The sequence below is a fragment of the Demequina maris genome (assembly GCF_000971155.1).
Taxonomy (GTDB): domain Bacteria; phylum Actinomycetota; class Actinomycetes; order Actinomycetales; family Demequinaceae; genus Demequina; species Demequina maris.
Genome location: NZ_BBLX01000001.1, coordinates 391,802 through 417,563 on the forward strand (window position 1 = coordinate 391,802; position 25,762 = coordinate 417,563).

At 72.6% G+C, this 25,762-nt stretch carries 26 protein-coding genes and 1 tRNA gene; 5 read left to right on the forward strand and 22 right to left on the reverse strand.

Translation table 11 applies throughout. The features are described from left to right. Window positions 1-62: 62 nt before the first annotated feature. The 14 genes from AOM02_RS01855 to AOM02_RS01920 all read right to left on the reverse strand — a co-directional run bounded on the left by AOM02_RS01855 (window position 63) and on the right by AOM02_RS01920 (window position 15,043). The gene (locus AOM02_RS01855; RefSeq protein ID WP_062296030.1) at window positions 63-299 is read right to left on the reverse strand and encodes a hypothetical protein; all 237 of its coding nucleotides are present in this window, start codon (window positions 297-299) and stop codon (window positions 63-65) included. 33 nt (window positions 300-332) lie between these two features. Then, a complete protein-coding gene (locus AOM02_RS01860) occupies window positions 333-1,880 on the reverse strand; it encodes an anthranilate synthase component I (protein WP_062296033.1) in 1,548 nt (515 codons plus the stop codon). After that, window positions 1,877-2,236, reverse strand: a complete 360-nt coding sequence (hisI, locus tag AOM02_RS01865; protein WP_062296036.1) for a phosphoribosyl-AMP cyclohydrolase — start codon at window positions 2,234-2,236, stop codon at window positions 1,877-1,879. The genes AOM02_RS01860 and hisI overlap by 4 nt, the downstream gene beginning before the upstream one ends. Before the next feature lie 170 nt (window positions 2,237-2,406). Further along, window positions 2,407-2,796 carry a hypothetical protein gene (locus AOM02_RS01870; RefSeq protein ID WP_062296038.1) on the reverse strand — a complete coding sequence of 130 codons (390 nt, stop codon included), beginning with the start codon at window positions 2,794-2,796 and terminating at the stop codon, window positions 2,407-2,409. A 117-nt stretch (window positions 2,797-2,913) separates the two neighbouring features. Next, a complete protein-coding gene (locus AOM02_RS01875) occupies window positions 2,914-4,689 on the reverse strand; it encodes an ABC transporter ATP-binding protein (protein WP_062296040.1) in 1,776 nt (591 codons plus the stop codon). Further along, a complete protein-coding gene (locus tag AOM02_RS01880) occupies window positions 4,686-6,554 on the reverse strand; it encodes an ABC transporter ATP-binding protein (protein WP_062296042.1) in 1,869 nt (622 codons plus the stop codon). The genes AOM02_RS01875 and AOM02_RS01880 overlap by 4 nt, the downstream gene beginning before the upstream one ends. Continuing rightward, window positions 6,551-7,321: an imidazole glycerol phosphate synthase subunit HisF gene (gene hisF / locus AOM02_RS01885; protein ID WP_062296044.1), complete on the reverse strand. Its 771-nt coding sequence runs from the start codon at window positions 7,319-7,321 to the stop codon at window positions 6,551-6,553. The genes AOM02_RS01880 and hisF overlap by 4 nt, the downstream gene beginning before the upstream one ends. Continuing rightward, entirely contained in the window at window positions 7,321-8,241 is a 921-nt protein-coding gene (locus AOM02_RS01890) for an FKBP-type peptidyl-prolyl cis-trans isomerase (protein WP_062296046.1), read from the reverse strand. The genes hisF and AOM02_RS01890 overlap by 1 nt, the downstream gene beginning before the upstream one ends. A gap of 41 nt (window positions 8,242-8,282) precedes the next feature. Then, the gene (gene pafA / locus AOM02_RS01895) at window positions 8,283-9,692 is read right to left on the reverse strand and encodes a Pup--protein ligase (protein ID WP_062296048.1); all 1,410 of its coding nucleotides are present in this window, start codon (window positions 9,690-9,692) and stop codon (window positions 8,283-8,285) included. 20 nt (window positions 9,693-9,712) lie between these two features. Beyond that, on the reverse strand, window positions 9,713-9,898 hold the full coding sequence (locus tag AOM02_RS01900) for a ubiquitin-like protein Pup (protein ID WP_062296050.1): 186 nt from the start codon (window positions 9,896-9,898) through the stop codon (window positions 9,713-9,715). Window positions 9,899-9,907: 9 nt separating this feature from the next. Further along, entirely contained in the window at window positions 9,908-11,422 is a 1,515-nt protein-coding gene (dop, locus tag AOM02_RS01905) for a depupylase/deamidase Dop (protein ID WP_062296053.1), read from the reverse strand. A gap of 1 nt (window position 11,423) precedes the next feature. Next, complete coding sequence (gene arc, locus AOM02_RS01910) at window positions 11,424-12,833, reverse strand: proteasome ATPase (RefSeq protein ID WP_062296055.1); 1,410 nt, start codon at window positions 12,831-12,833, stop codon at window positions 11,424-11,426. Next, window positions 12,833-13,828 (reverse strand): tRNA (adenine-N1)-methyltransferase, encoded by a 996-nt coding sequence (locus AOM02_RS01915; protein ID WP_062296057.1) that lies wholly within the window; start codon window positions 13,826-13,828, stop codon window positions 12,833-12,835. Before AOM02_RS01915 ends, arc begins: the two co-directional genes overlap by 1 nt. 93 nt (window positions 13,829-13,921) lie before the next feature. Further along, window positions 13,922-15,043 (reverse strand): M50 family metallopeptidase, encoded by a 1,122-nt coding sequence (locus tag AOM02_RS01920; protein ID WP_062296059.1) that lies wholly within the window; start codon window positions 15,041-15,043, stop codon window positions 13,922-13,924. A 100-nt stretch (window positions 15,044-15,143) separates the two neighbouring features. On the opposite strand from AOM02_RS01920, the gene AOM02_RS01925 reads away from it, so the two are divergent. After that, window positions 15,144-15,977: a RecB family exonuclease gene (locus AOM02_RS01925; RefSeq protein WP_062296062.1), complete on the forward strand. Its 834-nt coding sequence runs from the start codon at window positions 15,144-15,146 to the stop codon at window positions 15,975-15,977. Between the two features lie 285 nt (window positions 15,978-16,262). On the opposite strand, the gene AOM02_RS01930 is transcribed toward AOM02_RS01925, so the two are convergent. Beyond that, a complete protein-coding gene (locus AOM02_RS01930) occupies window positions 16,263-16,952 on the reverse strand; it encodes an HAD family hydrolase (RefSeq protein WP_062296064.1) in 690 nt (229 codons plus the stop codon). A gap of 24 nt (window positions 16,953-16,976) precedes the next feature. On the opposite strand from AOM02_RS01930, the gene AOM02_RS01935 reads away from it, so the two are divergent. After that, window positions 16,977-17,843, forward strand: a complete 867-nt coding sequence (locus AOM02_RS01935; protein ID WP_062296067.1) for a PAC2 family protein — start codon at window positions 16,977-16,979, stop codon at window positions 17,841-17,843. Between the two features lie 48 nt (window positions 17,844-17,891). Here the strand turns inward: AOM02_RS01935 and AOM02_RS01940 are convergent, their stop codons facing one another. Beyond that, window positions 17,892-18,755 (reverse strand): undecaprenyl-diphosphate phosphatase, encoded by an 864-nt coding sequence (locus tag AOM02_RS01940; RefSeq protein ID WP_062296069.1) that lies wholly within the window; start codon window positions 18,753-18,755, stop codon window positions 17,892-17,894. 67 nt (window positions 18,756-18,822) lie between these two features. Between AOM02_RS01940 and AOM02_RS01945 the strand changes: the two genes are divergently transcribed. Next, window positions 18,823-19,785, forward strand: coding sequence for an aldo/keto reductase (locus tag AOM02_RS01945; RefSeq protein ID WP_062296071.1), 963 nt, complete (start codon window positions 18,823-18,825; stop codon window positions 19,783-19,785). A 76-nt stretch (window positions 19,786-19,861) separates the two neighbouring features. Here AOM02_RS01945 and AOM02_RS01950 read toward each other — a convergent pair whose 3' ends face one another. Then, entirely contained in the window at window positions 19,862-20,194 is a 333-nt protein-coding gene (locus AOM02_RS01950) for a hypothetical protein (protein WP_062296073.1), read from the reverse strand. Between the two features lie 42 nt (window positions 20,195-20,236). Here AOM02_RS01950 and AOM02_RS01955 point away from each other — a divergent pair, with 42 nt between their 5' ends. After that, on the forward strand, window positions 20,237-20,494 hold the full coding sequence (locus AOM02_RS01955; protein ID WP_228372681.1) for a DUF5703 family protein: 258 nt from the start codon (window positions 20,237-20,239) through the stop codon (window positions 20,492-20,494). A 180-nt stretch (window positions 20,495-20,674) separates the two neighbouring features. Here AOM02_RS01955 and AOM02_RS01960 read toward each other — a convergent pair whose 3' ends face one another. From AOM02_RS01960 to AOM02_RS14440, 5 genes are all read right to left on the reverse strand, one after another. Beyond that, entirely contained in the window at window positions 20,675-21,838 is a 1,164-nt protein-coding gene (locus AOM02_RS01960; protein ID WP_062296075.1) for a serine hydrolase domain-containing protein, read from the reverse strand. Window positions 21,839-21,924: 86 nt separating this feature from the next. Further along, window positions 21,925-23,223 carry a M20/M25/M40 family metallo-hydrolase gene (locus AOM02_RS01965; protein WP_062296077.1) on the reverse strand — a complete coding sequence of 433 codons (1,299 nt, stop codon included), beginning with the start codon at window positions 23,221-23,223 and terminating at the stop codon, window positions 21,925-21,927. Between the two features lie 31 nt (window positions 23,224-23,254). Beyond that, window positions 23,255-24,655 (reverse strand): ArnT family glycosyltransferase, encoded by a 1,401-nt coding sequence (locus AOM02_RS01970; protein WP_156156033.1) that lies wholly within the window; start codon window positions 24,653-24,655, stop codon window positions 23,255-23,257. Between the two features lie 149 nt (window positions 24,656-24,804). Continuing rightward, window positions 24,805-24,893, reverse strand: a tRNA-Leu gene (locus AOM02_RS01975). Between the two features lie 114 nt (window positions 24,894-25,007). After that, on the reverse strand, window positions 25,008-25,154 hold the full coding sequence (locus AOM02_RS14440) for a GPGG-motif small membrane protein (RefSeq protein WP_169746579.1): 147 nt from the start codon (window positions 25,152-25,154) through the stop codon (window positions 25,008-25,010). Window positions 25,155-25,356: 202 nt separating this feature from the next. Here AOM02_RS14440 and AOM02_RS01980 point away from each other — a divergent pair, with 202 nt between their 5' ends. Then, window positions 25,357-25,737, forward strand: a complete 381-nt coding sequence (locus AOM02_RS01980; protein WP_062296081.1) for a hypothetical protein — start codon at window positions 25,357-25,359, stop codon at window positions 25,735-25,737. Window positions 25,738-25,762 lie beyond the last annotated feature (25 nt).

Sequence of the window (25,762 nt, forward strand, 5' to 3'; positions counted from 1 at the left end):
GACGCCCACTCTACCGCCGCAAAGATCGCCTCAAGGACGCCTCAAGTTGCGGCACAGAGTGCCTAGGAGAGCGGCTGGCCGTGGCCGAGCGCGCGCAGCGCGGCACCCGCCGCGAGGGCCACGACACCGACGCCGATGCCGGTGAAGGTCACGGCGTGGACCGGGATCGCGATGCCGACCGAGATGAGGATCGCGGCGAGCACGAGGCCGACGTTGGTGACCCATCCGGCGGTGGTGCGGCCGTGGTTGTGCGGGGCGACGTCGGGAAGGTCCTGCGGCTCCAGGTGCACGCTCGACATGGTTACTCCTCGGGGGACTCGTGGAATTCGGCGTCAGTCTAGCGAAGCCGCGGGCTCCGCCAGGCGCGACGCCGTGCTGATCGCGCGGATGAGCGCGGCCGCCTTGTGCTTGGTCTCGGCGTCCTCCGTCGCGGGCACGGAGTCCGCCACGATGCCGGCGCCGGCCTGGACGTGCGCGGTGCCGTCCTCGATGAGCGCGGTGCGGATCGCGATGGCCATGTCCATGTTGCCGGCGAAGTCGAGGTAGCCGACGGCGCCGCCGTAGAACGCGCGCCGCGTCGGCTCGATCTCGTCGATGAGCGCGATCGCGCGCGGCTTGGGCGCGCCGGACAGCGTGCCGGCCGGGAACACGGCGGTGAACGCGTCGAGCGCGCCGTGGGGCGCCTCGAGCGTGCCCACCACCGTCGAGCAGATGTGCATGATGTGCGAGTAGCGGTTGACGGTCATGAACTCGACCACCTCGACCGAGGTCGGCTCGCACACCTTGACGAGGTCGTTGCGCGCCAGGTCGACGAGCATGATGTGCTCCGCGACCTCCTTGGGGTCCGCGAGCAGCTCCTCCTGCAGCGCCTTGTCCTCGCCGGGGGTGGCGCCGCGCGGGCGCGAGCCGGCGATCGGGTACGTCGACACCCGGCCGTCCTTGACGGTGCACAGCGACTCGGGGCTCGCGCCGACCACCGCGAACTCGCGGCCCCGGTCGTCCTCAAGCTGGAAGTAGTACATGTACGGGCTGGGGTTGAGGGTGCGCAGCACGCGGTAGACCTCGAGCGGCGTCGCCTCGCACGGCACGTCGAACCGCTGCGAGGGCACCATCTGGAACACCTCGCCGTCGCGGATCGCCTCCTTGGCGAACGCGACCGCGGCCTCGTACTCCCCCGGCGCGCTGCGCTGGGCCACGACGGGGTCGTCGCCCTCGGCGAGCACGGACACGGGTCCGGGCGTCGCGGCGGCGAGCTCGCGCTGCATGCGGTCGAGGCGCGCCACGGCGTCCGCGTACGCCCGGTCGATCCCGGTCTCCTGCGCGTCCGCGTTGACCGCGTTGGCGATGAGCCACACCGAGCCGTCGCGGTGGTCGATCGCGGCGATGTCCGTGGCGAGCAGCAGCAGCACGTCGGGCACGTCCAGCTCGCGCGGCGCCTTCATGGGCAGCGTCGGCTCCCACTGGCGGATGATGTCCCAGCCGAGCACGCCGACCATGCCGCCCGTGAGCGGCGGCAGCCCGTCGATGGCCTCGGAGCGCATCTCCTCGAGCACGTGCGCGATGGCCTCGAGCGGCGCGCCGTCGGCGAGGCCCACGGGCACGTCGCCCGACCACCGCGCATCGTCCCCGTCCACGGTGAGCATCGCGCGCGAGCGCACGCCCACGAACGAGAAGCGTGCGCGCGAGCCGTCGGGCTCGGCGGACTCGAGGATGAAGGTGCCGGGGCGCTCCTGCGCGAGCGCGCGGTAGACGGCGACGGGGGTGAGCGAGTCGGCGAGCACGCGGCGCACCACGGGGACCACGCGGTGGGACGCGCCGAGGTCGACGAAGCCCTCGAGCGTGGGCCAGGTCTGGCCCCACTCGACGTGCGCGGTGGTCATGCCTCGAGCCCGTTCACGGCGCCCAGGTCTCCCCCGGCCTCGAAGCACGTGCGGGTGCCGGTGTGGCACGCGGGACCCCGCTGGTCGACCTCGAGGAGCAGCGCGTCGCCGTCGCAGTCGAGGCTCGCGCGGACCACGCGCTGGACGTTGCCCGACGTGTCGCCCTTGCGCCACAGCTCCTGCCGCGAGCGGCTCCAGTACACCGCGCGGCCGGTCGTGAGGGTCTCGTGCAGGGCGTCGTCGTTCATCCACGCCACCATGAGGACCTCGCGGGTGTCGTGCTGCTGCACCACGGCGCAGACGAGTCCGGCGGGATCGCGCTTGAGGCGCGCGGCGATGTCAGCGGCGAGCGGCATGCGGCCCATCCTTCCACGGTTGCGGGCCCGCGCCGGTGCGCCTCTCCACACCGGCCGCGCCTCGGGAGCGCTCTCCGATGCAACTTCGGCGCAGAACCCGGGTGTGCCGGTGGATGAGTGCAGAACCTGTGTGGATGAGCGCACGGGCACGCCGGCCCTCAACCGAACGGTCAGAGCCGCGCGCGGCGCTCCATGACGAAGCGCCACGGCTCGGACAGGCGGACGTGGATGTCGATGCCCACGTCGGAGCCGAACAGCCGCGCGAGGCCCTGGCACGCGGCGGCGTCGGAGGCGGCCGCGCACAGGATCGGCAGCCCGTCGAGGCCGCGCTCGGCGCACACGCGCTGGACGGTGTCGTACGCCTCGCGCCACGCGGGGTGCCACTCGCCCACGAGGAAGTCCGTGTCGGCGAGGATGTCGAAGACCTCGGTGAGCCCGATGCGGCGTGCCTTGGACAGCTCGACCAGCTCGCGCACGGTGAGCTCCTCGAGCCGCGCGAGGTGCGACTCGAACGCCTCGCGGCGCAGCCCGCGCACGCTCGCTGCCAACGACTCGGTCACCGCTGCTCCTTCCAGGACCGCCGCCCGCGTGGGCGGCCGCACCGATTCCATCACCGCATCGTCCCGCTGCCAAGGAGCGACACGGGTGACGCTCCCCACACCGGACGATGCGCGGGCTCAGTCGCGGGTCTGCGCCACCCAGGCGGCGTGCAGGCCCGCGTAGATGCCGCCGGCCTTGACGAGCTCGTCGTGGTGGCCCACCTCGACCAGCTCGCCCTGCTCCATCACGCCCACGAGGTCGGCGCGCTCGGCGGTCGACAGGCGGTGCGCGATGACCACGGCGGTGCGGCCCTGCATGAGCGACTCGAGCGCGCGCGAGATGCGCACCTCGGTCGCGGGGTCCACGGCCGAGGTCGCCTCATCGAGGATGAGCAGGTCCGGATCGCGCAGGTAGGCGCGCGCGATCGAGACGAGCTGGCGCTCGCCGGCGGACAGCAGCTCGCCGCGCGGGCCCACGTGCGTGTCGAGGCCGTGCGGCAGTGTCTTCACCCAGCCGTCGAGGCCCAGCGACTCGAAGGCCGCGTGCGCGCGCCGCGACAGGTCCTCGGGGCTCGCGTCGGGCATCGCGTACGCGAGGTTGGACAGGATGCTGCCGTCGAACAGGAAGCCCTCCTGCGGCACGACGGCCACCGAGCGGCGCAGCGAGCCCATGGGCACCTCGCGCAGGTCGACGCCGCCGACGCGCACCGCGCCGTCGGTCGGGTCGAAGAAGCGCGACATCAGGCGCGCGAGCGACGTCTTGCCCGAGCCGGTCTGGCCGACCAGCGCGAGGCGCTTGCCCGCGGGCAGGTCGAGGTCGATGCCCTTGAGGACCTCGGGGCCGCCCGGGTAGGTCAGGCGGACGCCGTCGACATGCAGGTCGCCGCGGCCGTGCGGGATGGCGGTGCCGTCCTCGCCCGGGTCCGCGACCGTCACCTCCTGGTCGACGAGCTCGACCACGCGGCGCCAGCCGACCACCGCGCGCTGCATCTCCGCGAGCATCTCGATGATCCACATGAGCGGGCCCGAGAACATGTACACCAGGAACGCGAACGCGACGACGGTGCCGACGGTGATGTCGCCGCGCAGCGCGAGGTGCGTGCCGCCGATTAGCGCGATGCCGGTGGCGAGCGACTGGCCGAGGACCGTGGACGAGAAGTTGAGCGACGCGAGCACCGACGCGCGCTTCTCGGCACGCTGGATGTCGTCGATCTCCGTGCCGAGCTGGTCGCGCATGCGCTGCTGCACGCCGTACGCGCGGATGGTGGAGATGCCCACGAGCTGCTCCGAGGTGAGGCCGAGGAGGTCGGCCATCTTCGAGCGCACGATGTCGAAGGCGGCGCGCACGCGCGGCTGGATCCACAGCAGCGACATCACCATCGGGATGAAGGCGAGCAGCACCAGCAGCGACAGCTGCCACGAGTACGCGAGCATCACGAGGAACACCACGGCGGACTCCATCGCCGCGATCATCATCGCCGCGCCGGTCCACTGCATGAGGTCGCGCATCGTCTCGACGTCGCCCGTCACGCGCGACACGTAGCGGCCGCGCTGCTCCTCGTTCTGCGTGAGGACCGAGAGCTCGTGCACCTTGCCGAAGGCGGTGATGCGCAGCGTCGCCAGGCCCGCCTCCGCCGCGGTCACCATGCGCATGCGCACGCGCCACGCGACGATCGCGGCCATGATCAGCACGGCCGCGCCGGCCGCGGCGTACTGCACCACCACGGCGATGTCGACGCCGCCGGGCGCGAGGAGGCCCAGGTCGGTGATGCGCTGGGTGAGGAACGGCGTGGCCGCGCGGCCGGTCGCCGCGAGGGCGGCCAGCGCGAGGGTCACGCCGAGGCCCTTGCGGAACTCGGGGCTCAGCTCGAGGCCGCGCCGGAACAGCCGGCGCATCGTCATCTGGTCGCTCATCCCACGTACCCCGCCTGCTCCTCGGCCCGCCGGCGCGAGTCCTCCTCGTATGCGAGCACCAGCTCGCGGTAGCCCGCGTCGCGCGCGAGCAGCTCGGCGTGCGTGCCGGCGTCGACGACGCGGCCGCGCTCGACGTGGACGATGTGGTCCGCGAGCATGATCGACGCCAGACGGTAGGCGATGACGAGCACGGTGGGGCCGTCCTCGCCGGCGAGGCCCGTGAGGATCTCCCGCTCGACGCGCGGGTCGACCGCGCTCGTGGCGTCGTCGAGCACGAGCACGCGGGGCGCGCGCACGAGGGCGCGGGCCAGCGCGAGGCGCTGACGCTGGCCGCCGGACAGGTTCATGCCGCGCTCGGCGAGCACGGCGTCGAGGCCCGTGCGGTCGTCGCGCGCGAGACGCTCGACCACGTCGGTGACGTTGGCGCGGCGCAGCGCCTCCCAGACCTTCTCGTCCGAGTGGTCCTCGCCGAGCGTGACGTTGTCGCGCACGGTGCCCGCGAACACGAAGGCGGTCTGCGGCACGAGGGCGACGTGCGAGCCGAGGCGCGCGATGGCCTCGAGGTCGGTGCCGTCGAGCGTGACGGTGCCCTCGGCCGGGCGCGCGAGGCGCGCGGCGGCGAGCGCCACGGTGGACTTGCCGGAGCCGGTGGAGCCGACGAGGGCCGTCACCGTGCCGGGGCTCAGCTCGAGGGAGATCTCTTCGAGGATCACGGACAGCTCGCCGTCGCCGTCGTCAGCCGCGATCGAGGCGCGGTCGAAGCGCACCTCGCCCGCGCCCGTCGCGGGCAGCTCGAGGTGGCCGGGCTCGTCGACCTCGGTGGCCGCCTGCGCGATGGTGCCGATGCGGCGGAACGCCACGAGCGCCTGGGGCATCTGGCCGAGCACCCAGCCGAGGCCGCGGATCGGCACGGCCATGAGGGTGACCAGGTAGATCGCCGAGACGACGTCGCCGACCGAGACGGCGCCCACGGACGCGCGCACCGAGCCGACGATCATGAGCGCGACCGCGCCGAGCGGCACGATCACGTCCATCAGCGGCTCGAACCACGCCGATGTGTGGCCCACGCGGGTGTCCGCGTCGCGCAGGTCGCGCGCGACCCGCGCGAAGCGCGCGGTCTCGCGGTCCTCGGCGCCGAGCGCCTTGACGACGGTGCCGCCCTCGAAGCTCTCGTGGGCGATGGTGGACACGTCCGCGCGGAGGCTCTGGCCGAGGTCCCAGCGGGGCGTGATGACCTTCTCGTAGACCACGTTGATCGCGAAGATGATCGGCACCACCGCGAGGCCCGTGATCGCGAGCCAGGGGTCCATGCGCCACATCGTGATGCCCGCGGCGATCATCATGACGAACGAGCCGACGGTGAAGGCGAACGGGTGCAGCGGCGAGGTCGCGGTCTCCGAGTCGGAGGACATCGCGGACAGCATGCGCCCCGACGGGTTCGAGCGGTGCCAGCCGAGCGGCAGCGACGCGAGCGCATCGGCCACCACACGGCGGTGGCGGGCGCCCACGCCGGCGACGGCGAAGCCCTGCACCGTGCGGCGGATGCCGACGAGGATCGCGTTGGCGACGCCGATGAGCAGGAACGCGGCGCCGGCGATCCAGATCGCGGTCGACGGGTCCTGCGTGAGCGTGCCCCAGTAGCCCTGGATGGGCTCGCCGGCGACGCCCGGGATCACGACCTCGTCGGTGATGTCGCCGAGGAGCGTGCCGAACAGCACGGTGAGCAGGCTGAAGGTCGCGGCGGCGGCGACGGCGATGCCGAACTGCCACGGCTGCTCGCGCACCGCGTGGGCGAGGAGCTGGACGGCCTTCCGCGAGAAGCGGCCGGAGACCTCGTAGCGGCGCGCCTGGTCGCGCGACGTCATCGGACCTCGATCCCGGCCGCGCGCATCGCGTCCTTGACCTCCTGGATCGACAGCGTGCCGAAGTGGAACACCGACGCGGCGAGCACCGCATCGGCCCCGGCCTTCGCCGCCGCGACGAAGTGCTCGACCGTGCCCGCGCCGCCCGAGGCGATGAGGGGCACGTCGACGACGGCGCGCACCGCGGCGAGCATCTCGAGGTCGAAGCCGTCGGTGGTGCCGTCGGCGTCCATCGAGTTGAGGAGGATCTCGCCGGCGCCCAGCTCCGCGCCGCGGCGGGCCCACTCGACCGCGTCGATGCCGGTGCCCTGGCGGCCGCCGTGCGTGGTCACCTCGAAGCCCGACGGCGTGACGGTGCCGTCCTGGCAGCGGCGCGCGTCCACGGACAGCACGAGCACCTGGTTGCCGAAGCGGCGCGCGATCTCGGAGATGAGCTCGGGGCGCGCGATCGCGGCGGTGTTGACGCCCACCTTGTCCGCGCCGGCGCGCAGCAGCCGGTCCACGTCCTCGGGCGAGCGCACGCCGCCGCCCACGGTCAGCGGCACGAAGACCTGCTCGGCGGTGCGGCGGACCACGTCGAGCGTGGTCTCGCGGTTGCCGGAGGACGCGGTGACGTCGAGGAACGTCACCTCGTCGGCGCCGGCGGCGCCGTACGCGGCCGCGAGCTCGACGGGGTCGCCCGCGTCGCGGAGGTTCTCGAAGTTGACCCCCTTGACGACGCGCCCGGCGTCGACGTCGAGGCACGGGATGAGACGGACTGCGACACCCATCAGGCGCTTCCCTCCGGATTCCACACGTCGAGGATGTCCACGACGAAGACGAGCGTGCCCTTGGACGCGTAGCCGTAGCTCGCGGGCACCACGAGCAGGACCTGGGAGCCGGCGGTCTGGTCGAGCAGGCCCTCGTCGAGCCCGCGGACCACCTGGCCCGAGCCGATCTGGAGCTCGAACGGCGCGGTCTCGACGGGCCACGACGAGTCCAGCACGTCGCCCTTCTTCCACTTCCCGTCCTCGTCCTTGCCGGCGGACCAGTACCACGCGGTGTAGTTGACGCTGAGGTACGAGCCGTCCTTGACCTGCGACCCCGAGCCCTGCACGAGCGTCGCGATCTGCAGGTCGGCGGGCCCGTCGCCCTTGGGGATCGTCACCGACGGCTCGCCGGACGCGGACCGCGTCACCTGGGGCAGCGCGGGATCCTCGGCCACCTCGGCGCCGACGGCGTGGTCGGGCAGCACGTCGACCACCATGGCGATGGGCGACTCCGCGTCCGCGTCCAGGCCCGGGGGCGCGACCACGAGCAGGCGCGCGCCCACGCGGACGTCGAGGAGGCGCTGGTAGAGCTCCTGGCCCACGACCTCGGGCGCGAGCAGGAAGGACCGCGGCAGGCCGTCGTACGTGTTGATCAGCGTGGTGCCGTCGTCGAGCGACGCCCCGTAGATGTCCAGCAGCAGCGGCTCGCCGTCCTGCAGGTACTCGCCGTCGCCGTCCCACACGACCTTCGACTGCTCCTCCGAGTAGTCGAGCCCGGGCGTGAACTCGAGCGAGGGCGCGAGCGTGTCCGAGCCGCCGATCACGATGTCGGAGATGTCGCCCGAGGGCGAGGCGCTCGCGTCGACGTCGGACGACGTGGCGCTGCACGCCCCGAGCACCAGGGGCACGAGGGCGAGCGCGAGCACGGCGAGACGACGCATAGGGGTGGCTTCCTTTCGGGACCGTAAGAGTCTACGGCCGGTCAGGCGGGGTTCAAGGCGTCGAGGAGCGCGTCGACGCGCGCGTCCTCGGTGCGGAAGGGGTCCTTGAGCAGGACCGTCGTGCCGGACGAGCCCGCGATCTTGAGGTGCACCCAGTCGACGGTGAAGTCGCGGCCGGACTCGAGCGCGCGGGTGACGAACGCGCCGCGCAGCCGCGCGCGCGTGGTCTGGGGCGCGACGGTCATCGCGCGCTGGATGTCGGCCTCGGAGACGATGCGTCGGGCCAGCCCCTGGTCCTGGAGGCGGGAGAAGACGCCCCGCTCGGGCGACACGTCGTGGAACGCGAGCTCGAGGCGCGCGAGGCGCGCGTCGTCGAGGTCGCAGCCGAGCCTCTCGCGGTAGCGCATCACGAGGCGGTGCTTGATCGCCCAGTCGAGCTCGGTCTCGACGCCGGAGAAGTCCTGCGTGCGGACCGCGTCGACGCCGCGCTGCCACAGGTCGAGGATCCGGTCGACCTCCTCGGTGGGCGCGATGACGCCGCCGAGGTGCGAGCGCACCAGGTCGATGTACTGCTGCTGGACCTCGACCGCGGTGAGGCGGCGGCCGTCGGCGAGCTCGACGGTCGCCTTCCCGGACAGGTCGTGGGCGACGTCGCGGATGGCCTGCATCTCGCGCGCGAGCGTGAGCTCGGGCAGCACCACGCGCGCCTCCATGAGGCGCAGGATGAGGTCCGTCGCGCCCACCTTGAGCAGGGTCGTCGGCTCGGCCATGGTCGAGTCGCCGACGATGACGTGCATGCGGCGGTAGAGCTCGGCGTTCGCGTGCGGCTCGTCGCGGGTGTTGATCATGGGGCGCGACCGCGTGGTGGCGGAGCTGAGCCCCTCCCACATGTGGTCCGCGCGCGGCGAGAAGCTGTAGTGCGCGCCCGACGGCGTGCGCGTGATGGTGCCCGCGCCGGCGACGATCTGCCGGGTGACGAGGAACGGCAGCAGCGCGGAGGCGAAGGCCTTGAAGTCCGCGCGGCGGCGCACGAGGTAGTTCTCGTGGCAGCCGTAGCTGTTGCCCGCCGAGTCGGTGTTGTTCTTGTAGAGGTGGATGGTGCCCTCGACGCCTGCGGCGCGCAGGCGCTCCTCTCCCCCGGCGACCAGGTCGTGGACGATGCGCTCGCCGGCCTTGTCGTACGCGATGAGGTCGGTGAGGGTGTCGCACTCCGCGGTCGCGTACTCGGGGTGCGCGCCCACGTCGATGTAGAGGCGCGACGCGTTCGGCAGGAACACGTTGGACGAGCGGCCCCACTGGACGACCGAGTGGAACAGGTGGCCGGCGACCTCCTCCGGCGTGACCGGGCGCGCGGCGCCGGTGTCGAGGTGGAGGCCGAACTCCGTCTCGAGCCCGAAGATGCGGCGGGCGGGGTCGACGTCGAGGGGCGGCGGGATGTCGGTGGAGAGCATGGTGCGTCGCCCGCGGGAGGCTACTGGCCGCCCTTCTGGACGAACGATCGGACGAACTGCTCCGCGTTGACCTGCAGCGACCCGTCGATCTCCGCGAGGAGGTCGTCGAGCGCGTCCGTGGAGGCGGTCGCCGCGGCGGGGGCGGGCGCCTCCGGCTCGGGGGCGTCGTCCTCGTAGGGCTGTCCTTGCGCGTTGAGCTGGGCCATGCCGCGAGTCTATCCGCCGATGAGCGCGTCGAGGAGGGGGTGACGCGCCGCGGCCGGCTCGTCGAGGTGGACCACCTCGAGGTGCCCGTGGTCGGTCTCGCGGTCGAGCACCACGGTGGACCAGCCGGCCGCGTCGACGAGGTCGGGGCGGGCCGCGACGATGCCGCCGCGCAGGCGCGCGCGGGTGTCCTGGGGAGCTCGGGTGGTCGCGGCCGCGACCTCGTCGTCCGAGGCGAGCCGCTCGACCTGGCCCGCGTCCGCGAGCCGCGTCGCCCACCCGTCCCCGAGGCGGCTCCACTGCAGGTCCATCGCGGCGAGCCGCGCATCGTCCCACGGCAGGCCGTCGGGGTGGCCCTCGCTCGCGTGGCGCGCGCGCAGCCTGCCGAGGAGCTGGAGCTTGGCGACCCACTCGACCTCGCGGGCGGCGGAGAACAGGTCGCCGCCGAGCCGCTCGAGGACGCCCTCCCAGCGGGCGAGGACGGCGGCGTCGCCGGCGTCGGTCGCGTAGCTGCGGCAGATCTCGAGCAGCGCGCGCTGGATCTCGAGCGCCGTCGCGCTCTCGCCGGACGCGAGCTCGAGGCGCGCGCGCAGCTGCAGGTCGCGGGAGACCGTCTGCACGTCCTCGACGGGGGTCGCGAGCTCGAGCGCGTCGAGGCGCTCGTCGTCGGCCTCGATCGCGGACAGCACGAGCGACGTGGTGCCGATCTTGAGGAACGTCGCGACGTCGAAGAGGTTCGCGTCGCCGATGATGACGTGGAGGCGGCGGTAGCGGTCGCGGGCGGCGTGCGGCTCGTCGCGCGTGTTGACGATGGGGCGGCGCAGGGTGGTCTCGAGGCCGATCTCGGCCTCCATGTAGTCCGCGCGCTGCGACATCTGGAAGCCCGGCTCCTCGCCGAACTGCCCGAGGCCCACGCGTCCCGCGCCGGTGTAGACCTGGCGGGTCACGAGGTGCGGCGTGAGGCGCCGCGCGAGGTCGTCGAACGCGACCGCCCGGTCCACCAGGAAGTTCTCGTGGGTGCCGTAGCTCGCACCCTTGCCGTCGACGTTGTTCTTGTACAGCTCGACACGTGAGCCCTCGTCCTCGGCGTAACGCGCCGCGGAGGCCAGGGCGACGGCGTCGCCCGCGCGGTCCCAGACCACCGCATCGTGCGCGCCGGTGACCTCGGGGCCCGAGTACTCGGGGTGCGCGTGGTCGACGTAGAAGCGCGCGCCGTTGGCGAGCACCGCGTTGAGGTGGGCGGGGTCCTCCCACGAGCCGCGGCGGCGGCGCAGCGTCACCCGGCCCTCGGCGGCGTCGAACTCGGACGCGTCGGTGAGGAGGTCCTCGGAGGCCCCGAGGCGCGAGCGGCGGAAGCCGCGCTGGTCCTGGAGCGGGTCCTCACCGCCGTAGTCCCAGCGGCTGGTGGCCTCGCCCGCCCACGCGCGGCACGCCGTGACCAGGCGCGACGACATGAGGATCGGGTTGGCGCGCGGCTCGTCCGGGTCGACGATGCCGTACTCGGTCTCGATCCCGACGACCCTCACGTCACTCCCCCGCGAGGGTGCCGGCGACGACGGCGCGCGCCTCGGCGAGCTCCTGGTCCGCCGCCACCTCGAGGTGGGCGCGCGTGAGGCCCTTGGCGTGGCCAGCGACGACGCCCTTGATCGCGGCCGTCTTGGCGCGGTCGACGACGTTGCGCACGACGGCGCCGGACACGTGCCGCGACGCGTCGCCGTGCGCGAAGATGCGGGACACGCCGGCGTCGATGAGCCCCCGTGCGGTGGCGTCGCGGTCGCCGCCGTGCGCGTCGAGCTCGGCCTGCGCGAGCGGCAGCGCGGACGTGAGGTACTTGCCGAAGATGTCCGCCGTCGCCTCGGGGCTGGGGCGCGAGATCTCGATCTTCACGTCGAGGCGGCCGGGGCGCAGGATCGCGGGGTCGATCATGTCCTCGCGGTTCGACGCCCCGATGACGATGACGTTGCCGAGCGCCTCGACGCCGTCGAGCTCGGTGAGCAGCTGCGGCACGATCGTGGTCTCCATGTCGGAGCTCACGCCGGAGCCGCGGGCGCGGAACAGAGCGTCCATCTCGTCGAAGAAGACGACGACCGGGGCGCCCGAGTGCGCCTTGGCACGGGCGCGCTCGAAGATGGTGCGGATGTAGCGCTCGGTCTCGCCCACGTACTTGTTGAGCAGCTCCGGTCCCTTGACGGACAGGAAGTACGAGCGGTCCGCGCCCACGGCCTCGGCGAGCGAGTGCGCGACGGCCTTCGCGATGAGCGTCTTGCCGCAGCCGGGGGGGCCGTAGAGCAGCAGGCCGCGCGGCGGGCGCAGCGCGTGCTCGCGGTACAGCTCGGGGTGGACGAGCGGGAGCTCGATCGCGTCGCGGATGCGCTCGATCTGCGGGGTGAGGCCGCCGATCGACGAGTAGTCGATGTCCGGCACCTCCTCGAGCAGCAGCGCCTCGACGCCCGTGCGCTCGACCTTCTCCGTCGCGAAGCCGGTGCGCGGGTCGATGATGACGGTGTCGCCCTCGTGCACGCGGCGCGGGGCGTCGCCTCCCACGAGCGTGACGACGCGCTCGTCCTCGCCGCGCGACACCACGAGGAGACGGTCCTCGTCGACGACCTCGCGGACGATCGCGGCCTGGCCGGTGCGGTCCGGCTTGGCGACGTCCACGACGACGCTCATGGCGTTGAGCAGCACCTCGTCGCCGGGCGCGAGGTCCGCCTCGAGCGTGGGCAGCACGGCCACGCGCAGGCGGCGGCCGCTCGCGACCACGTCGGCGTTGCGGCCGGACCACTCGACGAAGGTGGCGAAGGTCTGCGGCGGCTGCGAGGCCTCCGCGAGCTTCTCGCGCATCTCGCCGATCTGGTCGCGCGCGAGCGTGAGCAGGCGCTGCAGCTCCGCGTTCTGGCGCTCGAGGCGCGCGATGACGTCCTGGGCCTCGGCCACCATCAGTCCTCCTCGGCCGCGGCGTCGCGCGCGGTCGTCGCGTCGCGGCGCACCTTGCGGATCTTCTTCTCCGACACGGCGCGCTCGCCCAGGTCCTCCGGGCTCCACTGCTCCTCGTGCGGGTAGGCGCCCTTCGCGGGACGGCGCGTGCGGCGCGGCGGCTCGACCCCGGGGGCCATGCGGCGCGCGGTGAGCAGGAAGCCGGTGTGGCCGATCATGCGGTGGTCGGGGCGCACCGCGAGGCCCTCGAGGTGCCACGTGCGCACCATCGACTCCCACGCGCGCGGCTCGGTGAAGCCGCCGTGCTCGCGCAGGTCCTCGGCGAGGCGGGACAGCTGCGTCGTGGTCGCGACGTAGGCGAGGAAGACGCCGCCGGGCGCCAGCGCATCGGCGGCCGCCTCGATGTTCTCCCACGGGGCGAGCATGTCGAGGATGATGCGGTCGACCGTGCCGGGCTCGAACACGTCCGCGACGCGGTCGGCGAAGTCGCCGATCTCGAGGCGCCAGGCGGGGTGCGCGCCGCCGAAGTGCGACTCGACGTTGGCGCGAGCGATGTCCGCGAAGTCCTCGCGGCGCTCGATGCTCACCAGCTGGCCGGCGTCGCCCACCGCGCGCAGCAGCGACATGGTGAGGGCGCCGGAGCCGACGCCCGCCTCGACCACGCGCGCGCCCGGGTAGATGTCGGCCATCTGCACGATCTGGCCGGAGTCCTTGGGGTAGACCACCGCGGCGCCGCGCGGCATCGACAGCACGAAGTCGCTGAGCAGCGGGCGCAGCACGAGGTAGTCGAAGCCGGCGGTGTTGGTGACGACGGTGCCCTCGGGCTGACCGATGACGTCGTCGTGGTGGAACATGCCGCGGTGCGTGTGGAACTGCTTGCCGGGCGTGAGGACGATGGTGTGGTGGCGGCCCTTGGCGTCGGTCAGCTGGACACGGTCGCCGGCGCGGAGCGGGCCCCGGCGCTCGGACGCGCCGACGGGCTCGGAGGTCTGGGTCATGCGGTCAGTCTATGGGGCGCGGGGGCCGCGAAGTCCGGGGCCACCGGGGGCCCGGCAGGCCCCTTCCGCGCGGTGCGCGGCGCATCGTCCCTCTCAGCTGAGCGCCTCGCGGATCTCCTCGAGCTTGGCCACCCCGACGGGCAGCCCGTCCTCGTCGGTGACCACGAGCACGTCCGTGCGGCCGAACCACGGCACCACGGCCTCGACCAGCGTCTCGCCCGTCGCGGAGGCGGGGATCTGCGCGCCGCGCACCACCGGCATCGTGACGGACATGAGCGTCGTGGTGGCGCGCGCCTCCTCGGGCACGGCCTCGGTGAGCGCGACCGGGAAGTGGCCGGCGGCCTGGCCGTCGGCGGTCAGCACGACCACCTCGCGCGCGCCGGCGGTCGCGGCGACCTGCCGGGCCTGCGCGACGGTGGCGTCGAAGGGCACGCCCACTGCGGGGGCCGCGAGCGACAGCGCGGTGACCTTCTCGCGGCGGCCGAGCACGGTGGCGGCGCGCAGCTCCGCCGAGGCGGCCGGCCAGATGACCGAGAAGAGGAACATCGCCCACACGGCCGCGACGATGTCGACGGACCCGCCCGTGAGCAGCGGCACACCCACGGCGAGCACGATGACCGCGATCGCGACGATGCGGCCGCCGTTCGCCGCCCAGCGGTGGCCCTTCCAGCGGTCGCCGGAGACGCCCCACACGATCGCGTTGACCACGCGCCCGCCGTCCAGCGGCGAGCCGGGCAGGGCGTTGAAGCCCGCGAGGATGAGGTTGAGCAGACCGGCGTACGACAGGATCCGGCCGGTCATACCGTCGAAGGCGCCCGCCGCCGCGAGGGCGCCGGCGCCGATGACCGCGTTGGTGATTGGGCCCGCGGCCGCGATGACGCCGATCTCGACGGGGCGCGGGTCCGAGCTGCGGAACTGCGTGTGGCCGCCGAAGAACGTCAGGACGATCTCCTGGACCTCGCGCCCGAACGCGCGGGCGGCCGCGGTGTGCGCGAGCTCGTGGAGGAAGACCGAGACGAAGAGCAGGATCGCGACCGCGAGGCCGATCGAGAAGCCCTGACGGCTGAAGCCGTCGGCGCCGGTGCCGTAGAAGGCCGCGAGGATGAGCGCCATCACGATCGTCGAGGGCATGAGGACGACGCGCGCGCCGAGCACGCGCCCGAGCGTGATGCCGCGCTGCTTGGCGGCGGGGGTGCGGGGCGGGGGCTGGCTCATGGGGACCACGGTAGTGGGCGGCAGCGGCCGTCCCGGCGCGCGCGGCCGCGCCGTCGCGGTTGTCGGGGCCGATGTCGGAGGGTGCACCTAGGGTGGTCGCATGCCTCGACCGCCAGCCCTCTCCCCCTCCCGTGCCGGAGACTTCCAGCAGTGCCCGCTGCTATTCCGCTACCGCACGGTGGACCGGCTGCCGGAGCCGCCGTCGGCGGCCGCGACGCTCGGCACGCTCGTGCACGCGGTGCTGGAGAAGCTGTACGACCTGCCGGCGCGCGAGCGCACGGTCGAGAGCGCGCACGCGCGGCTCGAGCCGCAGTGGCGGGCCATGCTGGCGAAGGACCCGGCGCTCGCCGAGCTGCACGAGGACCAGGCCGCGGAGCAGGCGTGGCTCGCGGAGGGCCGGCAGCGCCTGTCCACGTACTTCGACCTCGAGAATCCCCAGCGCCTCGAGCCGGCCGGCCGCGAGGAGTTCGTCGAGCTGCAGCTCGAGGACGGGCCGCTGCTGCGCGGCATCGTCGACCGCATCGACATCGCCCCCGACGGCTCGATCCGCATCGTCGACTACAAGACCGGCAAGACGCCCAACCCGCGCTACGGCGAACGCAAGGAACGCTTCCAGATGCGCTTCTACGCGCTCGTGATCGAGCGGCTCCGCCAGCGCCGTCCCGCGCTGCTGCAGCTGCTGTTCCTCAAGGACGGCGGGCGGCTCGAGATCCGCCCCACCGGGGACGACATCTCGCAGATCGAGCACGAGATCCGCGAGATCTGGAACGAGATCACCGCGGCCGCGCGGGACGGGCGGTTCCGGACGCGCAAGTCGGCGCTGTGCGGGTGGTGCAGCTTCCAGGAGCAGTGCCCGGAGTTCGGCGGCGCGGAGCTGCCGCTCGACCCGGATGCGGTCGAGCGCGCCCTGGGCGTCCGTCCCCTCACCGCCTGAGGCGCCGCCCGCCCTCTCCCGCTCCACCCGCTCCCTCCCCGCGGAAGTGGTAGCTGGTGGTCGGTTTCAGGAGATCCGTGCGCGCCATGGGTGACTGGTGGTCGTTTCAGTGCGAGATCAGCATGCGCGGCCCACTGCCCGCCGCCGCTCGGGCATCCTCACGCGCGGACCAGGCCGCGGCCGGGCCCACCGCGAGACGACAACGATCTACCCCTGAGGCGCAGGAACCGCCCGAAAGCGACCACCATCCACCATTTTCCGTGGAGGCGTGAGGGGCTCGAGGGACTAGGTGTCCTCGCCGAGCTCGTCGACGACCTCTCCCCCGAGGATCCGCGCCAGCCCGTCGACGTCGAGGCCCGCGAGCGACCTCACGCGGCTGAGACCGAGGCGCGCCTCGATGGGCACCAGCCGTCGCACGCCGATGGTCGCCGCCCCGGAGGCATACGCCGAGCCGACGCCCGCGGGCGAGTCCTCGAGCGCGACGCAGTCGGCGATGTCGACGCCGAGCCGCTCGGCCGCGGTCAGGTAGGGCTCGGGGTGCGGCTTGCCGTGGGTGACCTGGTCGCCCGTGACCACGACCGCGAACGCGTCGGGGGCGCGCGAGACGAAGGCCTCGGCGAGCATCGAGTACGACATGGTCACGAGCGCGCACGGGATGCCCGCGGTGACGACGTCGTCCAGCAGCGCCCGCGCATCGTCCATCCACGGCGTGCGCTGGCGCACCTGGGCCGTGACGCGGCCGAGCAGGTAGGTGATGATCTCGTCGGGGTCGAGCGCGACGCCGCGGTCGATCATGATCTGCGCCGAGACGGACAACGGGTTGCCGACGAGCTGCAGGCCGTCCTCGTGGGTCCAGCCCACGCCGAACTTCCTGGCGAGCTCGGTCTCCGCCGCGATCCAGTACGGCTCCGAATCGATCAGGGTGCCGTCCATGTCCCACAGCACGGCGGCCGGGAGCGTCGCCTTCTCATTCATATGGGGTGAGTCTAGGCTGGCGCAATGACAGCCGAGAGCGACCCCGCAGCCCTGGCCGCCGACCAGTCCGTGATGATCGCGGCCTTCGAGGGATGGAACGACGCGGGCTCCGCGGCGTCCTCCGCGCTCGACCACCTGGCGAAGATGTGGAACGCACGCGAGTACGCGGCTCTCGACCCCGAGGACTACCACGACTTCCAGGTGAGCCGCCCGAGCATCCAGACGCTCGCGGGCGGCGAGCGGGTCATCTCCTGGCCCGGCACCGTGGTGTCGACCGCGAACGGCCCGTGGGTGGGCGACCGCGACATCGCGCTCGTGCGCGGGATCGAGCCGTCGATGCGGTGGCGCCGCTTCTGCCGCGAGATCCTCGACTGCGCCGACGACCTCGAGGTCAAGACGCTCATCACGTGCGGCGCGCTGCTGGTCGACGCCCCGCACACGCGCCCGCTGCCCACCTTCGTGACGAGCGAGGACGCCCGCGCCCGCGAGGCCTTCGACCTCGAGCGCTCCGACTACGAGGGCCCCACCGGCGTCCTCGGCGTGCTGGGCCACGAGGCCGCGCTGCGCGGTATCACCGTGATCTCCGTGTGGGTGGGGGTGCCGCACTACATCGCGCACCCGCCGAGCCCCAAGGCGACCGTGTCGATCCTGTCGCAGCTCGAGCGCTTCCTGGGCGAGCCGATCGACCTGGGCGACCTGCCCGAGGAGGTCGAGGCGTGGCAGCACGGCGCGGACGAGCTCGCGGAGGAGGACGAGGAGATCTCGGCCCACGTCGAGCAGCTGGAGTCCGTCATGGACGAGACGTCCCTGCCGGAGGCGTCGGGCGACGCGATCGCCGCCGAGTTCGAGAAGTTCCTGCGCCGCCGCGACCTGGGCAACGGCAAGGCCTAGCGGCCGGTCCCGCTTCCCGGCGCATCGTCCGGCGGGACGATGCGCGCGTCAGGTCGCGCTGATGGCCCCCGCCGCGAGCAGGCCGACGATCGCGCCCGAGGCCGCGATGCGGTAGATCACGAACGGCGTGTAGCTGTGGTGCGAGATGAGCCTGAGGAACCACACGATCACCGCGTAGCCCACGCCGAAGGCGACGGCCGTAGCGATCGCGGTGTTGAGGAAGCTCGGCGAGCCGGCCTCCCCCAGCGTGTCCCACTCGGTGAACAGCTCGAAGAAGCCCGAGCCGAGCACCGCGGGGATCGCCAGCAGGAACGAGATGCGGGCGGCGGCCTCGCGCGTCATGCCGAGGAACAGGCCCATGGTGATGGTGCCGCCCGAGCGGGAGACGCCCGGGATCAGCGCCATCGCCTGCGCGAAGCCCAGCAGGATCGCGTCCTTGAGGGTGATGTCCTCGAGGTGGCGGCGCTTCTCGCCCATGCGGTCCGCGATCCACAGCACGATCGCGAAGCCCGCGAGCACGAAGGCCGTGATGTAGAGGTTGCGCAGCGTGGTCTCGATCGTGTCCTTGAACAGGACGCCGAGGATCACGATGGGGAACGAGCCGAGGATGACCCACCAGCCCATGCGCGCGTCGGGGTCGGCGGCGCCGATGGTGCGGGCCTTCCAGCCCACGGCCTCGCGGTCGAGCAGGGCGCGGAACCACGCCGCGATGATGCGGACGATGTCCTTCCAGAAGTAGAGGATCACCGCCGCCTCGGTACCGATCTGGATGATCGCGGTGAAGGCGGCGCCCGGGTCCTCGCCGTGCGGGAGCAGCGCGCCGATGACGCGGATGTGCGCGCTCGAGGAGATCGGCAGGAACTCCGTGAGTCCCTGCACCAGCCCGAGGATGACTGCTTCCCACCAACCCATGGCGGCAACCTTAGTGCCCGCGTGTTGCGCGCCGGTGACGCCGTCGACCTTCGGTAGCGTCACCCCCATGCAGCGCGCACGGATCGGCACCACGGGACTCGAGGTGTCGCGTCTGGCGCTCGGCACGATGACGTGGAGCCGCGACACCGACGCCGAGGAGGCGGGCGGCCAGCTCGACGCGTTCCTCGACGCGGGCGGCACGCTGCTCGACACCGCCGCCTCGTACGCGGACGGGGGTTCCGAGGAGCTGATCGGCCGCATGCTCGGCGGCTCCGTCTCCCGCACCGACATGCAGATCTGCACCAAGGCCGGCATCCGCCGCACCGCCCACGGCGGCATGGTCGACGCCTCCCGCGACACGATGCTCGACACCCTCGACGCGTCGCTGCGCCGGCTCGGCACGGACCACGTCGACGTGTGGCTCGTCCACCAGTACGACGCCGGCACGCCGCTTGACGAGACCCTCCACGCGCTCGAGATCGCGGTGAACAGCGGCCGCGCCCGCTACGTGGGCGTCTCCAACTACCCCGGCTGGGCGACCGCGCACATCGCGGCCCTCGCCGACCGGCGCCCCACGCTCGCCGCGACCCAGGTGGAGTACTCGCTGCTCCAGCGCGGCATCGAGCGCGAGGTGGTGCCCGCCGCATCGTCCCTGGGTCTGGGCGTGATGGCCTGGTCGCCGCTGGGACGCGGCGTCCTCACCGGCAAGTACCGCACGTCCATCCCCGCGGACTCGCGGGCCGCCTCCGAGCACCTCGCGGGCTTCGTCGAGCCGTACCTCGACGACCGCGCCGGCAGCATCGTCGAGGCGCTGGCGATCGCGTCCGAGGGCCTCGGCGTGACGCCGCTCGAGACCGCGCTGGCGTGGGTGCTCGCACGTCCGTTCGTGGCGACCGCCGTCGTGGGCGCGCGGACCGCCGAGCAGCTGCTCCCCTCCCTCACCGCGGCGACGCTCAAGCTGCCGCCCGCGATCGTCGACGCGCTCGACGAGGTCTCCGCCATCGAGCTCGGATACCCGGAGCGCCGATGACCACGGCGCGCACGGGCCTCGTCGACCGGGGAACGTGCGCGCGCGACGCGGGTGACGGACGACGCGCCGGGACGCCTCAGCGCAGCTGGAAGTCGTCGAGGTCGTCGTCGAGGACGTCCTCGTCCTCCTCGGCGTGCGGGTCGAGGCCGTCGTCGTCCTCGTCCTCGTCGACGTCGGACTCGTCGCCCTCGTCGGGCTCCTCCAGCTCGATGTCGTCGAGCAGCATCGGCAGGGTCTCCCCGTACTCGACGTCGAGGACGGCCTCGTACCGGTCGAAGGCGTCGGCGAGCGCGTCGTACGCGTCGTCGACGGCGACGTCGGAGTCGCCCCGACGGGCCAGCACGGCGGCGAGGTGCTCCTCGTACGCCGCGATCAGCAGCCTCAGCGCCTCGTGCGCCTGGGAATCCATGGCTATGACGTTACCCGCGGAACAGGTTGAATGGGAGGCGAGATGAACCACGACGCACGCAGGACCGCCCACATCATCACCCCTCGACGCACGGCCGCCCCGGCGGACTCGCGCTTCGACTGGCGGGTGGTGGACATCCCCGTGGAGGTGACACGGGCGGAGGCGCGCGCGCTCCTGACGGAGCAGGCCGAATACGGCCGGTGGGACCTCATCCGCTCCCAGACCTTCATCGGCGGCGCGCGTCGCGTGTGGCTGCGCCGCCGCGTCATGAACGTGCGCCGCACCGACGACGCGGCGTAGGGCTCGCGCACTCGCGCCTCCCCCTTCCGGAAGTCACACGTCTGACGACCGGCGCGCGCCGCCTGAACGGGGATCCCGGATCACGTGCCGCCAGCGGTGTGACTTGCGTACCGCGGGACGATGCGCCGCTACCGCGGGACGATGCGGGGGTGGCGCGCGCGGGACTGCGCCCGGGTGCCGCTAGGCCTCGTCCGGCTCGGGCAGCCCCGCGATGAAGTCCGCGACCAGGTTGAGGTTGGCCTTCTCGAGCCGCCACGGCTCGTCTCCCAGCTGCCCGCGCAACGGGTCCGCGGTCACCACGACCACGAGGCCGAGCTCGGGCAGCACCGCGATCTGCTGGCCGCCGTGGCCCCACGCGAGCCGGTACGTGTGCGGCCCGGCGTCGATGATCCACCACTGGTACCCGTAGGCCGTGCGGTCGAAGTTGTCGCCCACCTTGTAGTACCAGGCGCTCTCCGTGTACGGCGTCCAGGACTGCTCGACCCAGGCCTCGGGCACCACCTGCTCGCCGTCGACCCGGCCGCCGTCCAGGTACATCTGGCCGAAGCGGGCCATCTCCCGCGCGGTCACGAAGAGCTCGGTGTAGCCGAGGCGATAACCCTCCCAGTCCTGGGTCCACTCGCTCGGCGTGGTCGCGAGCGGGTCGAACAGGCGCGCCTGCGCGTAGGCGAGCAGGTCGTCGTCGGCGCAGGCCCGGGCGACGGCGATCGCCAGGAAGTGCGACGACAGGTTCGAGTAGTCCCAGCCGGTGCCCGGGTCGCGGGCCAGCGGCACGTCGACGACGTTGGACGGCGCGAAGCCGTGGAACAGCAGCTCGACGCCCTCCGCGGACGCCTCGAGCCACGGGTAGCCCGCGCGCATCTGCAGCAGCTCCTCGATGGTGATCTGCTCCTTGCGGGGGTCGGCGACGCGGCCCGCCAGCTCCGGGAAGTAGGTCATCATCGGCTCGTCGAGGCCGGCGATGCATCCCTCCTCGATCGCGATGCCCACGAGCGCGCCCGTGTAGCTCTTGGTCACGGACTGCACGTTCTGCGACAGGTCCGCGTCCGTGCCGTTGAAGTAGTCCTGCGCCACCACGTACCCGTTCTTGATGACGGTGAGGCTGTGGATGCTCTCGAGGGTGCCGGCGCGCCAGTAGAGCTCCGCGACGGCGTCGGGGTCGAGGCCCTGCTCCTCCGGGGTCGACGCCTCGAAGCCCTCGAAGGATTCGGGCGCGTACTCCACCACGGCGAGCTCCTCGGCCGACGGGCCGCCCGCTGCGCAGGCGCCGAGGACCAGGACCGCGACCGCCCCCGCGAGCGCGGCGCGACCCCCGGACGCTCCCCGTCGGAGCCTCGCGCGCATCGGGAATCACCTCGCCGGTCCTGTGGCGCTCCCTCCCCGTCCACCATAGGCACGATGCGTTCGGCCGCGCCCGCGCGCGGCCCGGCTCAGCAGTCGGTGAGGAAGCGCACCATCACGTCCGTGCCGAACTCGAGCGAGTCGATCGGCACGCGCTCGTCGATGCCGTGGAACAGGCCAGGGAAGTCCAGCTCGGGCGGCAGCTTCAGCGGCGCGAAGCCGTAGCCCGCGATGCCGATCGTCGCGAGGTGCTTGTTGTCGGTGCCGCCCATCATCGTGTACGGCAGGACGATCGCCTCGGGGTCGTCGAACGTCACGGCCTCGATGGCCTTGTGCACCAGCGGCACGTCGAACGGCAGCTCGATCGACGCCTCGGTGATGTACTGCTCGACCTTGACGTGCGTGCCCGCGAGCTCCTCGATCTTGCGCAGCACCTGCTCCTGCTGGCCGTGGAGGAAGCGCGAGTCGACGAAGCCGCCCGCAGTGTCGGGGATGACGTTGACCTTGTAGCCCGCGTCGAGCATCGTCGGGTTCGACGTGTTCCGCAGCGACGCCTCGACCATGCGGCCCACCGCGCCGAGACCCGCGACGAGCGCGTCGATGGTGGCGGGGTCGTCCGCGTAGTCGACGCCGAGCAGGTCGGCGGTGCCGCGCAGCAGGTGCTCGGACGTGGGCGAGATCTCCATCGGCCACTCGTAGGCGCCGATGCGCGCCATCGCGCCGCCCAGGTGCACGACCGCGTTGTCGTGGTGGACGAGCGAGCCGTGGCCCTGTACCCCGGAGGCGGCGAGGCGCAGCCACTGCATGCCCTTCTCCCCCGTCTGGAAGAGGTAGACGCGCTTGCCGGCGACCTGGATCGAGAAGCCGCCGACCTCCGACACGGCCTCGGTGGCGCCGCGGAAGTCGTCGGGGTGGTTCTCCACCATCCACTTCGCGCCGCGGTGGCCGCCGTGCTCCTCGTCCGCGAAGAACGCGATGACGATGTCGCGGGCGGGCTTCACGCCGGCGCCGATCATGCGGCCGATGGCCGCGAGGTACATCGCGTCGACGCCCTTCATGTCGACCGCTCCGCGGCCCCAGATCATGCCGTCCTTGACCTCGGCGCCGAACGGGTCGACCGTCCAGTCCTCCGGGAAGGCGGGCACGACGTCGAGGTGGCCGTGGAGCACGAGCGGCGGGCGCGTCCGGTCGGCTCCCTCCCACAGCGCGGTGACCGAGGCGCGGCCCGGCTCGGACTCGCGGATCACGGGCTCGAGGCCCAGGTCGGACAGGAACGTGGCGACGTACTCGGCCGCGGCGCGCTCGCCGGGGCCCTCCTCGTCGCCGTAGTTCGAGGTGTCGATGCGCATGAGGTCGCGCGCGAGGCGGACGACGTCGGACTCGGTCATGCGGTCAGGCTAGCGGTCCCCGACCGACCGCTCACATGACGCGCCAGCCGTTGACGATGACGATCCCGAGCACGACGAGCCCGGCGGTCGCGAGCAGGTAGGTGAGCCAGCGGAAGCCCGCCTTCCACGCCGCGATCACGAGGCACGCGACGGCTCCCGGGATGAGCGCGAGGCCGTAGCGGCCGGTGACGTTCGGGAAGTACTGCGGCACCGCGGTGTTGAGGTACGCCTGCATCTGCACGACCGTCGGGTACAGGATCGTGCCCGCCATCACCATCCACCCGAGCGAGCGGCGCGCGGGCTCCTTCGCGCACGCCACGATGACGCCGAAGATCGCGCCGATGACGAGGAAGTTGAGCAGCCGCGTCCACGAGATCATCAGCGCGACGTTGAGCGGCTCCTGCAGGTAGTAGTCGGAGGCGAGGTTGAGCCCGCTGAACGCGGTCTCGAGCCACTCCGAGCCCGGCAGGCCGAGCACGTCGCGCGTGTTGAGCCCCACCAGCGGGTTCTGCCAGTTCGGGTCGCCGCGCGTGCCCTGCCAGGCCTGCCAGATCAGGTACGGCACGAGGATCGCGCCGGCCATCGCGCCCACGATCGCGGCGTCCCGCCCGCGCGGGCGCGAGCGGCGCCAGTCGCGCAGCATGCGGAAGGCGAGGAGCGCGCCGAGCGCGATGAACGGGATCGCCGCGATGGTCTTGGTCATGCCCGCCACGCCGGCGAGCAGCGCGGGCAGCCGCCAGTCGACGTCGTCGTCGACGAAGATGCGCGCCGCGATCCAGACGGCCGAGGCGCCGATGAGGACGGTCGCCGCGTCGGGGTTGACGGTGGTGACGGCGTGCAGCACGCGAGGGAAGGCGGGCAGCAGCAGCGGCGCGATGATCGCCGCCGCCGGGTCGATGCGCCACCGCCGCAGCGCGACGAACATCACGAACATGCCCAGGCCGAGCCACAGGACGCCGAGCAGGCGGGCCGCCGTGAGGAAGTCGACCGCCGGGATGAGCGCGTCGACGGCGCGCGCCGGCAGGCCCACCGCGAAGTAGTACAGGGGCGGGTGGGAGAAGTTGTACTGCTGTCCCTCGTAGGGGAACTCCCACGCGTCGGCGTCCTCGCCGCAGTCGGGCAGCTCGTAACGCTCCTGCCCCACGCACGCCCAGGCCTCGCGGATCTCGGGCGAGATGATCGACCCGGCGTAGGGGATCTGGAAGTGGGCGGCGCGCCAGGCGTAGTCCGCGTGGGTCGGCTCGTCGATGCGCGACATCGCGGTACCGGGCCCCAGCACCACGGGGACCACGATCGCGGCGGCGACGGCGAGGTAGAGCGCGAGGACGGCGAGGCGGGAGCGGCGGGAGTCGCGGAACGATGCGGCCCAGCCCTCGGCGAGGCCCAGCCACTCGGAGGGCAACGGCGCTCTCCGCGAAGTCGTGGCTGCCACCTGCTCTCCTTGTCCGTCCGCCGGGAGGCGCCGGGGTCCGGCGCGCTGCTCGCATCGTATCGGCGGATCCGCCCGGGAGGCGCGCGGCACCCCCGCGCCGTTGCAGGGGGAACGCAGAAGGCCCCGACCTTGCGGTCGGGGCCTTCCCTTGGTGTCCGAGGGGGGACTTGAACCCCCACGCCCTAATACGGGCACTAGCACCTCAAGCTAGCGCGTCTGCCAATTCCGCCACCCGGACAGGTGGTCCGAGGAGCTCTTCCGAGCGCCTCAGCGCGAGAAGAACTTTAGCACGGTCTGACGGGCGCAAAATCCACTTGGGGCTCGAACCACCGAAAAACAAAGTGATCAGGCGTCAGGTGAGCAGGCTGACTCCCCCGGGGCCGACGAGCAGGCCGATGACGATGAGCACGACTCCCCAGAGGATCTGCTTCTGGAAGATGCGGATCACGCCGAACACGACGAGGATCACCGCGGCGATCCAGAGGATGAAGTCCCACATGGTTTGTTCCTTCCTTCGGTTGAGTGCGCTTTCCCGGGTTGCGCCTCTGACAACCACGCGCGACGCCCCAGGTATTCCCGCTGCTCCGGAACGAGGTGCGCGCGAGGCCGGCCCGCAGGGACCTTGGACCCTCGCATCCGGCACCCCGCTGCGTAGCGTGGGAGGTGGTTCCCGGAGCACGCATCTGGCAAGGGGGTCGGCCGTGATCGCATCGGGCAGGGACATCGTCGGGACCGCCTTCTCGGGCGCCGCCGTGGCGCTCGCGTGGGCGCACGCGACAGGGGCGGACTGGCCCCTCGTCGACTCCGCGCGCACCACCGCGGGCCTCGTCTACGTCATGGGCGTGGCCGCCTGCGCGGGAGGCTCCGCCGAGTCGTTCGAGTCGGACCCGCAGGCCCGGCGGTGGTACCACCGCGTGGGCGGGCTGCTGAGCATCGTGGCGACGGCCGCGCTCGTGTGGGCGCTCGTCGCCGGCACGACGACCCCGGTCCTCGTGCTGGCATCCGTCGTGGCCGTGAAGTGGCTCCTCGCGACGGTGCGCCATCTCGTCACCGCCGCTCCTGCCCCCGCCGCGGCCACCTGACGCCGCGCGCCGGTCAACGTCGCCC